The sequence below is a fragment of the Atopobium minutum 10063974 genome, from assembly GCF_000364325.1.
Taxonomy (GTDB): Bacteria; Actinomycetota; Coriobacteriia; order Coriobacteriales; family Atopobiaceae; genus Atopobium; species Atopobium minutum.
In genome coordinates, this window is record NZ_KB822533.1 from 47755 (window position 1) to 61585 (window position 13831).

General features: G+C 51.4%; 12 protein-coding genes. 1 reads left to right on the top strand and 11 read right to left on the bottom strand.

The genetic code is table 11. The features are described 5' to 3' along the window. Window positions 1-9 precede the first annotated feature (9 nt). From glpK to HMPREF1091_RS00230, 7 genes are all read right to left on the bottom strand, one after another. A complete protein-coding gene (gene glpK, locus HMPREF1091_RS00200; protein WP_002562811.1) occupies window positions 10-1548 on the bottom strand; it encodes a glycerol kinase GlpK in 1539 nt (512 codons plus the stop codon). A 19-nt stretch (window positions 1549-1567) separates the two neighbouring features. Then, a complete protein-coding gene (locus tag HMPREF1091_RS00205; RefSeq protein WP_002562812.1) occupies window positions 1568-2248 on the bottom strand; it encodes an L-threonylcarbamoyladenylate synthase in 681 nt (226 codons plus the stop codon). Between the two features lie 251 nt (window positions 2249-2499). After that, the gene (locus HMPREF1091_RS00210) at window positions 2500-3525 is read right to left on the bottom strand and encodes an alpha/beta fold hydrolase (protein ID WP_002562813.1); all 1026 of its coding nucleotides are present in this window, start codon (window positions 3523-3525) and stop codon (window positions 2500-2502) included. A gap of 105 nt (window positions 3526-3630) precedes the next feature. Continuing rightward, on the bottom strand, window positions 3631-4269 hold the full coding sequence (locus HMPREF1091_RS08365; RefSeq protein WP_002562814.1) for an L-threonylcarbamoyladenylate synthase: 639 nt from the start codon (window positions 4267-4269) through the stop codon (window positions 3631-3633). 7 nt (window positions 4270-4276) lie between these two features. Continuing rightward, complete coding sequence (gene prmC / locus HMPREF1091_RS08370; RefSeq protein WP_002562815.1) at window positions 4277-5158, bottom strand: peptide chain release factor N(5)-glutamine methyltransferase; 882 nt, start codon at window positions 5156-5158, stop codon at window positions 4277-4279. 32 nt (window positions 5159-5190) lie between these two features. After that, on the bottom strand, window positions 5191-6255 hold the full coding sequence (gene prfA, locus HMPREF1091_RS00225) for a peptide chain release factor 1 (protein ID WP_002562816.1): 1065 nt from the start codon (window positions 6253-6255) through the stop codon (window positions 5191-5193). A gap of 523 nt (window positions 6256-6778) precedes the next feature. Then, window positions 6779-9193, bottom strand: a complete 2415-nt coding sequence (locus tag HMPREF1091_RS00230; protein WP_002562817.1) for a glycyl radical protein — start codon at window positions 9191-9193, stop codon at window positions 6779-6781. Between the two features lie 203 nt (window positions 9194-9396). Between HMPREF1091_RS00230 and HMPREF1091_RS00235 the strand changes: the two genes are divergently transcribed. After that, entirely contained in the window at window positions 9397-10305 is a 909-nt protein-coding gene (locus tag HMPREF1091_RS00235) for a glycyl-radical enzyme activating protein (RefSeq protein ID WP_002562818.1), read from the top strand. A gap of 187 nt (window positions 10306-10492) precedes the next feature. On the opposite strand, the gene HMPREF1091_RS00240 is transcribed toward HMPREF1091_RS00235, so the two are convergent. Genes HMPREF1091_RS00240 through HMPREF1091_RS00255 form a run of 4 tightly spaced genes read right to left on the bottom strand, consistent with a single transcriptional unit; the run spans window position 10493 to window position 13772 of the window. Further along, window positions 10493-10930 carry a DUF956 family protein gene (locus HMPREF1091_RS00240; protein ID WP_002562819.1) on the bottom strand — a complete coding sequence of 146 codons (438 nt, stop codon included), beginning with the start codon at window positions 10928-10930 and terminating at the stop codon, window positions 10493-10495. 30 nt (window positions 10931-10960) lie between these two features. Beyond that, window positions 10961-11944 (bottom strand): PTS system mannose/fructose/sorbose family transporter subunit IID, encoded by a 984-nt coding sequence (locus tag HMPREF1091_RS00245; RefSeq protein WP_002562820.1) that lies wholly within the window; start codon window positions 11942-11944, stop codon window positions 10961-10963. Window positions 11945-11962: 18 nt separating this feature from the next. Beyond that, on the bottom strand, window positions 11963-12763 hold the full coding sequence (locus HMPREF1091_RS00250) for a PTS mannose/fructose/sorbose transporter subunit IIC (protein ID WP_002562821.1): 801 nt from the start codon (window positions 12761-12763) through the stop codon (window positions 11963-11965). A gap of 28 nt (window positions 12764-12791) precedes the next feature. After that, entirely contained in the window at window positions 12792-13772 is a 981-nt protein-coding gene (locus HMPREF1091_RS00255; RefSeq protein WP_002562822.1) for a PTS sugar transporter subunit IIB, read from the bottom strand. Between the last annotated feature and the right edge of the window lie 59 nt (window positions 13773-13831).

Sequence of the window (13831 nt, forward strand, 5' to 3'; positions counted from 1 at the left end):
GACAAAAAATTAGCGTGAGATGGCCTTACGGACAGCAGCTCGCCAACCCGCAAGCAGGCGTTCACGCGTAAGCCCGCTCATAGATGCCGTAAAGACATCTCCGTGGGAGGCCAAAGACGCCACTTCTTCACGGCTATCCCAAAAACCACAGGCGATACCAGCAAGATACGCAGCACCCAGAGCGGTTGTCTCATTTTGAGGGGTACGCACTACCTTGATATCCATAAGATCTGCCTGGAATTGCATGATAAAGTTATTGGCCGATGCCCCGCCGTCTACTTTAAGTGCCGTCAACTCCTGACCAGAGTCTGCCTCCATGGCTTTAAGAATGTCATAGGTCTGGTAGGCCAAAGACTCACAGGCGGCGCGCACCAAGCGAGCACGATCCACACCACGGGTCAGTCCACAAATAACGCCCCGGGCATCTGCATCCCACCATGGGGCACCCATACCGGTAAATGCGGGAACAATGTAGCACCCACCTGTATTGGGAACGGAACGGGCTATGTCCTCAGACTGGGCAGCATCGGTAATAAGCCCCAAGCCATCGCGCAGCCATTGAATAACGGAACCCGCCTGAAATATGGATCCTTCTAGCGCATAATCAAGATGTGTATCGTCTGCGATGCCAATGGTGGTTACCAGGCCGTTTTGTGAATCCGTGGGCTTCTCGCCCAGATTCATAAGCATAAAGCAGCCAGTGCCGTAGGTATTTTTAACGCTCCCTGGCTCAAAACAGCAGTGCCCATACAGCGATGCCTGCTGATCTCCCGCCACACCACAGATGGGCGGCTGATGCGACATGATGTCTGAGCTCACACTCCCGTAGTGTGCATTGGACGGAAGCGCCTCCGGCAACATGGACAGAGGCACGCCCAAAATGTGGCACAAATCCTCATCCCAGCACAGACGATGAATGTCAAACAGCATGGTGCGACTGGCGTTGGTGTAATCCGTTGCATGCACCGCGCCAGCCGTCAGGTTGTAAATAAGCCAGCTATCGATAGTGCCACACAGCAGATCTCCTGCAGCAGCCATCTCTTGAGCGCCATCCACATTTTCCAAAATCCACTTAATCTTGGTGGCCGAGAAATACGCATCGGGAATAAGGCCGGTACGCTGGCGAATAAGCTCATCGTAGCCATCGGCGATAAGAGCATCCACAATGGGGGCGGTACGACGGCATTGCCACACTACAGCGTTGTAAATGGGCTGACCCGTACGCCTGTCCCACACAACAACGGTCTCGCGCTGGTTAGTAATGCCAACCGCACAGATCTGATCGGAATGGACGCCGCTTTTAAATTGCACCTCCGCCATGCAGGCAATTTGGGCAGAAAGGATTTCCACGGGGTCCTGCTCTACCCAACCCGAATGCGGATACGAGATGGAAAGCGCACGAGAAGATTGAGCAACCTTCAAGCCATATTCATCAAACAAAATGGCGCGCACGCTGGTGGTCCCAGCATCCAAACTCATAACGTATTCGCGGGTATCGCGCTGACCAAACGTGCCGGCGCCAGAATAGAGCGTTTGTGCAGCAGACATACCGTGCCTTCCTTGCTTGTTAGGACAGAATGCGATGCCCCAAGACCTTCTCGATTTGAGAAAGTGGCACGGCACCACGACGCAGCACACGAGTTTCTCCCTCGGTGCAATCGATAATAGTACTTGGCCCATGGCATAAATTGGGAACACCATTAAAAGCAATATCTGCAGCCTCAATCATGCGAGGGTCAACTTGCGAGAAGTACTTTGGAACTTCATGCAGGTGGCGGTTGGCACTACTTACAATAAGCGGGGTACCACAGGCATGAATAATGCCTGCCACCAAGGGGTGTGAGGTCATGCGAATGGCCACGGTCTGATCCGGACGTGCCAAAGCTTGAGGTACGGCAGCAGAAGCACGAACCACTAAGGTAATGGGCTGCGGCCACATTTTGGTAGCAATTTCTAACGCGTCTTCTGCTAGCTCACAACCCAACACTTCCAGCTGATGCCGCGAAGCAACCAGCCACGGAAACGCAGAACTCCGATGACGATTCTTGCTGGTATGGAGGCGTTCTATACCATTAGAGATCCCATTGGAGGATTTATTTTTACGTAAGAGTTGCGTAGCCATGATGTAGGTGGTGTCAGACGGCATAAGTACAAGGCCACCATTATATAACACAGTTACAGCATCATCTATATCGCGCGCGCTTGGATGGACACAATTACATATGCGTACTGCTCCATCAGTACTCATGGCCAACTCCCAGCTAAAAGACATGTGTAGATATGTGTTACAAGGTACTATCACGGACTAATCACGTACTACTATCTCTTACAGGTATAGCGTGAGTATCCCGGCACGCGAGCGATATTTCGATGAATGGAGATCTCTTTCGGTAAGGCACTCCATCGAACACGTCCCAGCGCAAAGGATGGCACTCAAGCACAACGTGTGCAAAAGGATGTTGGTGGCACGAAAAGACGGAGAGGCCGTGCGAAAAGCTGCTAGTTGTGGATATCTTGCTCAAGCCACTCAATAAGCTCGTGTATAACCTTGCTGCGATCCGGCTTAATTTCATTGAGCAGCTCATGGCGAGCATGTGCCACTATCTCGAGCTGCGTGTTGGTAAGACCGGCCTTGCGGTACTCCTTAAACACTCTCACCGGACCAGCACCATTTGAACCCACCGGGTCCTTCTCGCCAGAAATGATGAAGAGAGGCAGTTCTGAGGGAATGCGAACAATTCCTTTGCGGTCTTGTGCCTGTTGAAGCAGGTCGGCTATCACCTTGTAGCCACTGAGAGAAAACATCCAGCCGCAGGCAGGGTCCTCCATATACGCTTTTGTAGCGTTTGGATCACGAGAAAGCCATTCATAACCGCTCAGTCTATCCTGCTGCATGGCGGTTTTCTCGGCAGGACTCAGATCAATTTTTTTGTTGTATCCGCCTGCGGCCAGCTGATCCACCAGAGCCGAACGATAGTCCCAGCCATGGATGCGCGCCTGCATGGCGAGAATACCCTTGAGCAGCGGCAAGCCAGATTGCCAGTTGGTGCCCATAATAATGGCGGCGGACAGCCCCTGTCCGTAGTGCGTAAGGTAGGCACGCACCACAAACGAGCCCATCGAATGCCCAAAGAGCACGTAGGGGACGTTGGCAAAACGCTGCTGCATGAGCAAACGCAAGCTGTGCTGATCCTCAATAAGCTGCTGAGCGCCCGCGGCAGGATCATACACGCCGCGCTTGGAGGGGTCCGGCGTAGTGGCACCATGCCCAAGATGATCGATGGCGCACACAGCAATCTTATGCTCACAGAGTGCGCGTGCAAAGGATTTATAGCGCATGCTGTGCTCCACCATGCCGTGTGCAATTTGTACCACTGCTTGAGGGGCGACAAGGACGTCCTGCTGCGCTGGCACCCACAACTGTCCGCGACAGGTGGTTACCCCATCCGCTGAGGTAAAGCTAAGAGGCTGGCACACTATGGAGTAGCGTGACTGCTCGTTGGTTGGTGTGCTGGTGGTATCCATATGGGGCTCCAGGGTATGCGTAAGAGACGATACAAAAATACGGTGCAGAGCGAGAAAAGCACTGCGCTGCGAAAGGCAGCGCCAAAAGCAGTCTAGTGCAGAAGTTTACTGTGCGGCCACACGCATAATATCCGAAGTTGGAATGGCACCTTCGCGCAGGATAAGCGGCTGTCCATCACGCTGTCCTACAATGGTAGAAGCAATAGCAAGCGGTGCTGGGCCGGCATCGATAATCAGATCTGCCTGTTCCAACAGTTTTGTACCAACCGTTGTACCGGAAGTAGCTGCAGGAGCGCCATGGATGTTTGCACTTGTTGTAGCAAGAGGCATGCCAAGACGCGTAATGAGCGCACGCACCAGATTGGAATTAGGTACGCGCAAAGCCACCGATCCATCTGCCTTGAGGTACTCTTTAGGCAAATGAGAGGCCTCATTAAGCACAAGGGTAAGCGCACCAGGCCAAAACTCTTGAGCAAGACGCATCATCCATTGCGGCAGAGAACTTCCATAGGCCAAAAGATCCATGGGGTCTGCAATGAGCAGCGGCAACGTCTGTGTGCGCTCGCGTTCCTTAATGGCAAAGATACGCTCATGACCAGGATTGTTTGCAAAGACTGCGCAACCAATGCCGTAGACGCTATCTGTTGGCATAACGCACACGCCGCCATCTGCCAAAACCTGCACTGCCTTGCTGATGATCTGTGGCTCTGGGGTATCCTGATTAGCTGTAACAATAGTGCCCATGATGGTCCTATCCCGCAAGAGAACAGGTCAAAATACGTGGCCTGTGCGTTAAATCTTTTACGATGCGAACGGTTTCCCACACGCCCTGCGCTTTTGCTAAGTCGGCAGCTTGATCCAGCGAGTCTTCGTGCAGCTCCACACAAAGTACGCCTTGTGGATGCAAAACCTGAGGTGCCACGGCAAGCAGGCGCCTCAACACATCTAGGCCATCTGGTCCACCATCGAGCGCCAGATACGGCTCATGGTTTTTGACCTCTGCAGGAACTTCTCCCTCTAAAACGGCAGTGGGAATGTAGGGCGGATTGGATACCAACACAGAAAAACTCCCCATAAGCTGCGGATCCACACCAGACACTAAGTCACAGCTCACAATATCCACAGCATCCTCTAAGGCAAGCGCATCACGATTGCGCGTAGCTAAAGCAATGGCCTTCTCGGATATATCAGTTGCTACCACATGTGTTCCGGGGCGCTCGCTAGCAAGAGAAAGTGCAATGCAGCCTGTGCCGGTACCCACCTCAAGCACATACGGACTCGAGGAGCTGAGCGAATCCAGTGCCTCAAGCGCTACGTCTACCAGCACTTCTGTCTCGGGACGAGGGATAAGAACCCCCTGCTCACAGCGCAGGATAATATGCCTAAACGGCATCTCCCCTGTTACATACTGCAGCGGCTCCCCCTTGCCGCGACGCTCCACAGCCGTATGCATACGGCCCAGCTCTTCTGGAGTAAGCGGCTTATCAAAGTTGGTATAAATTTCCACACGCGATAGACCTGTTACGGCGTTGATAAGCCATTCGGCAGAGAGGCGGGGGTGTTCATCACCCTTACGCTCCAAATACCCCGTGGTCCACGAGAGAATACTGCCTATTGTCCAGGTCTGTTCCATATGCTGTGTTTAGGTATGTGTAGCTATGTAACTTAGACAGCTTGCGCGAGTTTCTCGGCACGCTCAGCTGCGGCCAGTGCCTCAATGACGCTTGGTAGCGCATCGCCTAGCAACACACCATTATACGTGCTGTTAAAACCAATGCGGTGATCGGTTACGCGGTCCTGAGGCTGGTTGTAGGTGCGGATCTTCTCGGAACGATTGCCATGGCCGATTTGGCTCTGACGCTCCGCGCCCTGCTCTGCCTGCTGACGCTCCAACTCCATCTCATACAAGCGAGCACGCAGCATCTGCATGCAGACCTCGCGATTTTGGATTTGCGAGCGCTGGTCCTGGGACTGAACGACCGTATTGGTAGGCAGGTGGGTAATGCGCACTGCGGAATACGTGGTATTAACGCACTGTCCACCAGGGCCAGAAGCGCAGTAGGTATCAATACGCAGATCTTCCTGCGCAATCTGAATATCAATCTCGTCCGCCTCAGGCAAAACCGCTACAGTAGCCGTGGACGTCTGGATGCGCCCCTGGGATTCAGTCTTGGGAACACGCTGCACACGGTGCACGCCGCTCTCAAACTTCATAACCGAGTAGACCTTATCGCCTGTAATCTTGAACTCGATAGTCTTGAAACCGCCGGCGTCGGAAGGACTGGAGGATAAAACCTCAATCTTCCACTTGCGAGAAGCAGAAAAGCGCTGGTACATGGCAAAGAGATCTCCGGCAAAAATACCTGCCTCATCTCCGCCTACGCCTGCGCGGATCTCCACGATGGTGTCCTTCTCATCGTTGGGGTCCCCTGGAATGAGCATGATCTTGATCTCTTCCTCAAGGCCAGGAAGCAGCGCCTCATTGGCAGAGATGTCCTCCTGCAGCATGAGCTTCTCATCTGCGTCTGCATCGTGCAGCATCTCCTTTGCTGCATCAATATCGTCCAGGGCCTGGAGGTACTCACGGGCCTTGGCTGCAAGATCAGATTGATTGGCATGTTCTTTTGCAATGCGCGCATACTCTTTGGGATCCGAAACAACGGCGGGATCCACCATCTTTTTCTCAAGCTCTTCGTATGCAGCGATGAGCTTTTCTAACTTGTCACGCATGATAACTCCTCAAAAAATGTCGCACGAATGCGCTGGTGCACTGCCATGCCACACAAATGTTCAAATGTTTGCTCTACAGATGGTACCACCTACAGCTGGATTTTATACGCGCGAACAATTCTTACTGCTAAGGGCTGTAAGTATGTGCGCAACATGCACATAGTTGGACTGCTTGTATGGGATAGAGGCATACACGTTCGGGGTGTGTCGTAGCACCACGGAAAGACTGCCCTGGTGAACAAGCGGATGGGGCATACATGTTTGAGGCGTGTCGTAGCGTTATTAAAATTAATAACGCTACGACACACTCAGGCCTTAGATACCAATAGATCAAACGTAGATGTAACTCATCCCATCCTCGACACGGTGCGATGTCCCCAAACCTAAAGAAAGCCCGCCAGAGATTTGGCAGGCTTTCTCGGTTAGGTCTTTCAGCACTTCAGTTACTTTGGCCCTTTTGCACATGAGTGCTTCGGCGCCTTCGGTACCTCAACATCACGGCGCTCAGAATGCTAAGGATTGCTTAGATGGTTTGCTCGGTACGGTCAATGATGTCATCCTGCGTTGCCTTGGAGAGCGCGTTAAAGAAGGCGCTGTAGCCAGCAACACGCACGATAAGATCCTTGTGATCTTCGGGGTGCAGCTGGGCATCCAGCAGTGTTTCACGGGAAACCACATTAAATTGCACGTGGTAGCCATGCAGGCGATTAAAGAAGGTCTGGACCATCATCTCAAGCTTTTGCTTATTTTCATCGCGCGCAAGCATTGCAGGAGTCACCTTCTGGTTAAGCAATACACCGCCAGTGATCTTCTCGGTAGGAAGCTTGGTGATGGACTTAAAGATTGCAGTGGGGCCCTGCTTATCGCAATTGTGAGAAGGACTGCATCCTTCGGCCAGCGGATCGTGAGCATTGCGGCCATCGGGCGTTGCCATGGTGCCCATGCCCTGCCCCACGTTTGCAGAGATGGAGCTGGTGCCGGCGTAACGAATGCCGCCAATGGGACCGCGGCCGTGACGCGTAGAAGGATACTTCTTGATCTCATCAATGTAAGAGTCGTAGGCCTCTACCACCAAGTTGTCCACATAGTCGATGTCGTTGCCGTATTTGGGTGCCTCATCAATAAGCATCTGCTGGATCTTTTGGTGCTCTGGGGACTGGAAATCATCGAGAAGCGCATCCCAGAGCTGCTGGGGTGTGATTGCGTGCTCCTCAAACACGAGCTTCTTAATAGCAGCAAGGGAGTCTGCCATGTTGGCAATGCCTACCTGCAAACCAGAGATGAAGTCGTAAACGGCGCCGCCTTCCTTAATGGTCTTGCCGCGACCAATGCAGTCATCCGTCAAAGCAGAGCACAAAACATCCGGGACGTCCTTCTCGGAAGCTTTGTCGATGGTATTTTCTACAATAACGGAGTAGCGCGTCATCTCGCGGATGGTCTTATCCCACGCTGCCAGCAGCTCATCGTAGCTGGTCATATCTGTGAAATGGCCATAATCACGAGTAAAGCGCTCGCCGGATGTGAGGTCCACGCCGCCGTTCATAGTACAGAGCAGCAGGCGGGGGAAGTTGAGATAGCTCATGCCTGTGCAGCGATATCCCCATTTGCCGGGGACAGCCGTTTCCACGCAGCCGATGGCGGAGTAATTGTATGCGTCCTCCTCTGACACACCCCAAGAAATGAAAGAGGGGATGATGACCTCGTCATTATTGAGTGCAGGCATACCAAAGCCCAATTTCATAACCTCGACGCACTCGTCAAAGAATTTCTTGTCGATGTTGGCGTGGTAGCGAACGGTCAGGTTGGGCTGGGTCAGGCGGGTTTGAGCTACGGACTGCAGCACAAGGTAGGATAGCTCGTTAACGGCATCTTTTTTATCCTGCGTCTGTCCGCCAATCGTTACGTTTTGATACATGGGGCTGCCGGCGGAAGATGCGGTATGCGCCTTGCTACGGATCTTCTGGACGGTAAGCGTCTTGATCCACAGATTGGTAAGCAGCTCCAGCGCCTCATCGCGCGTGATGACACCGCTCTCAAGGTCTGCCATATAGTACGGGTACATATACTGGTCAAAGCGGCCAAAAGACAGGGAGTGACCGTTAGACTCAATCTGCAAAAGCACCTGGCTAAACCACGCTGCCTGAACCGCCTCACGGAAACTCTGCGCAGGCTCAAAAGGCACCCTGGCGCAAATATGGCTCATTTGCATAAGCTCTGCCTTACGCTTGGGATCCTTCTCTGTTTGTGCCATCTGGGCAGCAAGCTCAGAGTAGCGTTGAGCATAGCGCTGAGCAGCATCAATAACGATCAAACACGCTTTGTAGAACATGTTTTTATCGACAGACTCTGGATTAGTAAAGTCCAAAGCTGCTTGCTCTTGAACAACACGCTCGCGATACCCGCGCAAGCCCTCCTTAAGCAGACGCTCGTGGTTAATGGCTAGATGCGCATCGCCTGCATTGAGCTTGCCCTCCATACCAAAAACACCCGTGCGCATAAAGACGGACACCTCATCTGGCAGCAAAACCAAACCACGATCGCGCAGCGTATTATTTTTCCAGTAAGGAGCAATGTCACGGATGCGCTGCTTGTCCTGCTCGGTAATGTAGAAGACATCTCCGTCACGCTTTTCAAAGCTATCCAGTTCATCCACGATAAACCCAAGCGTGTACTCAGGGAATACCGGTGCGTTGCAGTTCTTGCTGGCCTGGTTGCCAGCAAGCAGTGTTTTGTCCTCAATGTAAATGGTCATGTTGTCCAAAATGTGTGCCAAAGACAGTGCACGACGCATAATGGGAGGCTGATTGAGGGTCTCTTTATACGACTCTGTGCACAAAACGGCGCGCTCGGCATCTACAAAGGGTTTCTCATCCAGAACTTCCTCACGGAATGCCTTCATGCGGTCCGTTAATGCACCAAAGTGCTGTGTGTTCTCCATGATTGCTTTCCTTACTTTATGACATTTCATATGTTTGTACGATTATATCATTTTTGTACAAATCATATTTTGCTTTCGTTCGTAACTAATTTTGGCAATAGTAGAAGAAAATGTCAATGAAAACGTTCTGAAATTCTCTTTTTATTTATGTAAGAAAGCTATTTTGCTTTCGTTTATACTAAATACAGCACGAGAGAGGAACTATGCAGACTGCAACTATTTTTAACGTACAAAAATTTAGTCTCAACGATGGCCCTGGCATTCGCACGGTAGTCTTTTTTAAGGGCTGTCCCCTGCGTTGTTTTTGGTGTGCCAATCCAGAAAGCCAGCATCGACTTCCCCAGCTTGAATGGAATGAGAAAAACTGTACGGCATGCGGCAGCTGCATACAGCTTATCCCCCATGCTGGTGTCAGCACCACAGCAGGTAAACCTCATGTAAACACTGCCAAAGTGCGCGGCGATTCGCCCGAAGCTCAAGCAGCCATTAAGGCCTGCCCTGGTAAAGCACTCAGCTGTACGGGCAAAATCTATACCACCGATGAGATACTAAAGCTTTGTCTGCAAGACAAATTGTTTTATGAGGACTCCGGCGGTGGGGTCACCCTTTCTGGTGGCGAGGCCATGACCTGGCCTGATTTTTGCATCGAGCTCTTAGAGAAGCTTCGTGCTCACGGAATTGATACCTGTATAGAGACCGAGGCATACGTCTTGCCAGAAACCTTTGTAGCCATTGCACAGCGTCTGGATCACATGCTTATTGACCTTAAACACTGGGATAGCTCACAGCATGCACTGGGCACAGGTGGTGGCAATGAACTGGTGCTGTCTAACATAAAAACAGCTTTTGATATGGGTCTTGACGTTTTGGTGCGCACGCCCATCATCCCCGGTTTTAATGACTCGCTTGCCGATGCGCGTGTCATGGCCAAATGCCTGAGTGAGCTGGGGGCTACACGCGTACAACTGCTGCCTTTCCACAATTTTGGCGAGAATAAATATGCACTTCTCGAAAGGGACTACCAGTTGGCTGGCATTCCCAACATGCACGCAGAAGATCTCGCAGACTTTGCGCAGCAGTATAAAGACTGCGGTATAGAGGCGTTTTTTTAAGAAAAAGGCGTGTGCCTCTTTCTGGCCAAGCGTATTTTCCAACACAAACGTGCTACCCCTCAAAGGAGCAGCACGTATATATAAGCATATGATAGGGTGTGTGACGATATACAAATATGTGCAGTTGCACATCCGAGTGTACGTCCGAGTGCACATGCAGCGGTACACAACACTGCATACAACCAACCTATATCGTGTGACTTCCAAACGAGCGCTTTGATGAAACGATTTTCTCGCGACCCAGGTGGTTGTAGATCACATGCAACACGTCATAGCCTTTGGACAGGATGAAAGGAAGCACCTGCCCATCGTCCGTGACCACTTCAATGCTGCGGACAAATTTGCCATACACGTCCACGCGGACCTGCTGAATGTTCTTCCACGGGATGGCGATAAACCCATAGCCTGACGCAGCAATAAAATCAATACCGCCGTTACCTAATGCAATACTGCCCGGCTTTGGGTTAAAGACACTCAGCGTACAGTTTGCCTTAGCACTGAACTCTACAACATCATTAACAAAGGCAAATTGCTCTTCTGTCTGTTCAAGTTGTTTAGTGCGAACATCACTTGGATCATCCGACTGACCAAACGCTGCCGCTTTCTTTTTTAGAAACTCAAACATAGTCCTCAACCCATTGCCGCATAGAAACACTTAGAAAATACCGATAAGTGCACCCAAGATACCCAGCGCAAACAGTGCAAAGATGATCGTGATGGGGCTTACGCTTTTCTTGAGCAAATAGATGCACAAGAAGGTCAGACCAAGGGGAAGCAGTGCAGGCAGCAGCTGATCAAGCATGGACTGCAGCGTAGTGGTACGTACAACCGAGGCAACACCATCGATCATTTGGATGCTATCGGTACCACTCAAAGATGTAACACCATTGACACCACCAGCCAGCACATCGGGGGATACGGCTGAGCCGTTAATGGCGTCTGCAAGGCCCGTTACTGCAGGATAGGTATCTGCTGCCTTAGAGAGCACTGCTTTAGAGAAAATAACCTTGTTCATGGGCATGGATGTCCAGCGAGGAATCAGAACACCCATGATGAACATGCCTAGGATGGATGCACCCATAGTGATCTTTTGCAAAAAGCCACCAGAGAGGTCCTTAGTAATGTTGGTACCCTGCTTATAGCCAAACTCCTGGGTGTACCACATAAAGGACAGGCGAATGACATTCCAAACGAGGAAGAAGACAAAGGCACCTGCAATAGAGCCAGAAAGAGCAAGGGATGCGCAGAATGCGCCCAGCACAGGACGGATGGTACCCCAGAAAATTGGGTCACCGACACCGGCCAGAGGACCCATCATACCAATCTTAACACCCTGAATAGCAGCATCTTCTACCTCTACACCGGCTGCACGCTCCTCTTCCAAGGTCATCTCTACACCAAAAATGGGGCTGGCAGGATAGGGGTGAGTGTTAAAGAACTCAAGGTGGCGCTTGAGTGCTGCGGCCAAATCTTCCTTGTTGGGGTACAGCTCCTTAAGAGCTGGCCCCATGCCGTAACACCAGCCAAGTGCCTGCATACGCTCGTAGTTCATAGAACCCTGCAAAAACTGGCTCTTCCACCAAACCTTACGGCGGGTTGCTTTGCTAACGCGCTTTACTTCCTTTACGGAATCGGTCATTGTTCTCACACTCCTTTTCTACTCGTAGTCATTCAAGATGGAATCAAGTTGGGCCTCAACGGAGGTACAGCCGGCTCCCCCACCGCCGCCATTAAATTCAGGCTTAAGGTTAAGGTAAATAAGAGCAAGACATACACCGATGATGCCCATGCCAATAAGGGTAATTTGGCTGATAACAGACAAAACAAAGCCAATAAAGAGGAAGGGCCAAAGCTCGCGCGTAGCCATCATGTTGATGACCATGGCATAACCAACAACAACGATGAAGCCACCAGCAGCTGCAAGACCACCAGATACCCAAGCAGGAATAACCTCAAGGGCAGACTGAACAACCTCTGCGGGAACCGCAATAACAAATGCTGCAGGAATAAGAATACGCAGGCCCTGGAGCAGTAAAGCAAATAGGTGCAAATTATTTACCATGGTCAGATTAGCCTGCTCGGCTGCACGGTCTGCCAAGTGAATAATACCTACGGTGATAGTACGTACAAAAATGGTCAGTACCAAACCAGCAACTGCCAAAGCCATTGCCGAAGCAACGCCGTCAGCTACGGAAGCGCCCTTCATGCATACCAAGATTGCAGAGGCAACAGAAGCAAGTGCGGCATCTGGTGCAACAGCAGCACCAATGTTCATCCAACCAAGTGCAATCATCTGGAGCGTACCGCCAAGCAGTACGCCCTCCATAGGATGACCAGTAACAATGCCAATAAGAGTACAGGCTACGATTGGCTGATGAAACTGCCACTCATCCAGTACGCCTTCAAGGCCGGCGAGAAATGCAACAAACAAAACGAATACGATCGACAAAGTGCCCATATCTCCTCCTTTTTCTTATCCGGGGGATTTACTTATCTAAACCAGCTTTAACGACAAGGTCCCACACATTTTGGGGCTTATCGGAAGGCACCTTTTGTGCCGTAAGCTTAAGACCATGCTCGTGCAAGTACTTAATAGCGTTGGCGTCATCTTTGTTGACGGACAGAGTGTCATTAAGCAAGACCTTGCCCGCAGAGTGAGCCATAGAACCAAAGTTGACAGCCTCAAATTCAACGCCGCCCTCAAGCGCGCGAACCACATCTTGAGGAGTTTCAAACAAAAACATGGCCTTGGTGCCGCCAAAGCGAGGATCGTTCCAGATCTCAATAAGCTTGCTTACGGGAATTACGTTGGCGCGCACCCCTGGTGGTGCTGCCTCGGTGATAAGAGTCTTGCGCATGGTATCTTTTGCAACACCATCAGAAACGACAATGATACGAGTGGGGGTTACCTGCTTGGTCCACGCCGTTGCCACCTGACCATGCAGCAAGCGTGAGTCAATGCGAACCAGCGCGGTTTTAATCTTGCCGTCGCCAATCACAGTGCCAGGCTTAAGAGCCGTGCTGCCTGTATCCTGAGTCTTCTCGGGAACAGCGCAAACCACTACGTTGAGCTCCTCGGGAATGATGCTCACACCGCTCGTAGCGCCATTGGCAACGATGGCAGCAATCTCACGTGCACGTGCTGCATCACGAGAATCAAATGCCGACAAGAGCATGGGCAGACTCAGGCCAGAGACAAGCACCCAGTCCTCCTGCTTTTTCTCGTCAAGCAGCGTCCTTGTTTGGTTGTAGGGAGTACCACCCTTGAGATCCACCAAAAACAAAATATTGTCTTGGTTGGAGAGGGATGATACAGCCGTTTGCAAACGCTCTTTAAAGTCCTCTGGTCCCATATCGGGAGTAAGTGAAACAAGTGCCACGTCTTCCTGTTCGCCAAAGATCATCTTTGCGGAAGCGTAGGCGCCTTCTGCAAGCCCACCATGACTTGCAAGAACAATACCGACCACTGACTACCTCCAATCCTAAACGTTTCCTTAGTGTGTGCGGGATATGTGTATCCCGTGAA

Coding starts and splice junctions, on each gene's coding strand:
- prfA (WP_002562816.1), bottom strand. CDS start 6,255: ATGCGTGACAAGTTAGAAAAGCTCATCGCTGCATACGAAGAGCTTGAG.
- HMPREF1091_RS00210 (WP_002562813.1), bottom strand. CDS start 3,525: ATGGATACCACCAGCACACCAACCAACGAGCAGTCACGCTACTCCATA.
- HMPREF1091_RS00205 (WP_002562812.1), bottom strand. CDS start 2,248: ATGAGTACTGATGGAGCAGTACGCATATGTAATTGTGTCCATCCAAGC.
- prmC (WP_002562815.1), bottom strand. CDS start 5,158: ATGGAACAGACCTGGACAATAGGCAGTATTCTCTCGTGGACCACGGGG.
- HMPREF1091_RS00245 (WP_002562820.1), bottom strand. CDS start 11,944: ATGACCGATTCCGTAAAGGAAGTAAAGCGCGTTAGCAAAGCAACCCGC.
- HMPREF1091_RS00230 (WP_002562817.1), bottom strand. CDS start 9,193: ATGGAGAACACACAGCACTTTGGTGCATTAACGGACCGCATGAAGGCA.
- HMPREF1091_RS00235 (WP_002562818.1), top strand. CDS start 9,397: ATGCAGACTGCAACTATTTTTAACGTACAAAAATTTAGTCTCAACGAT.
- HMPREF1091_RS08365 (WP_002562814.1), bottom strand. CDS start 4,269: ATGGGCACTATTGTTACAGCTAATCAGGATACCCCAGAGCCACAGATC.
- HMPREF1091_RS00240 (WP_002562819.1), bottom strand. CDS start 10,930: ATGTTTGAGTTTCTAAAAAAGAAAGCGGCAGCGTTTGGTCAGTCGGAT.
- glpK (WP_002562811.1), bottom strand. CDS start 1,548: ATGTCTGCTGCACAAACGCTCTATTCTGGCGCCGGCACGTTTGGTCAG.
- HMPREF1091_RS00250 (WP_002562821.1), bottom strand. CDS start 12,763: ATGGGCACTTTGTCGATCGTATTCGTTTTGTTTGTTGCATTTCTCGCC.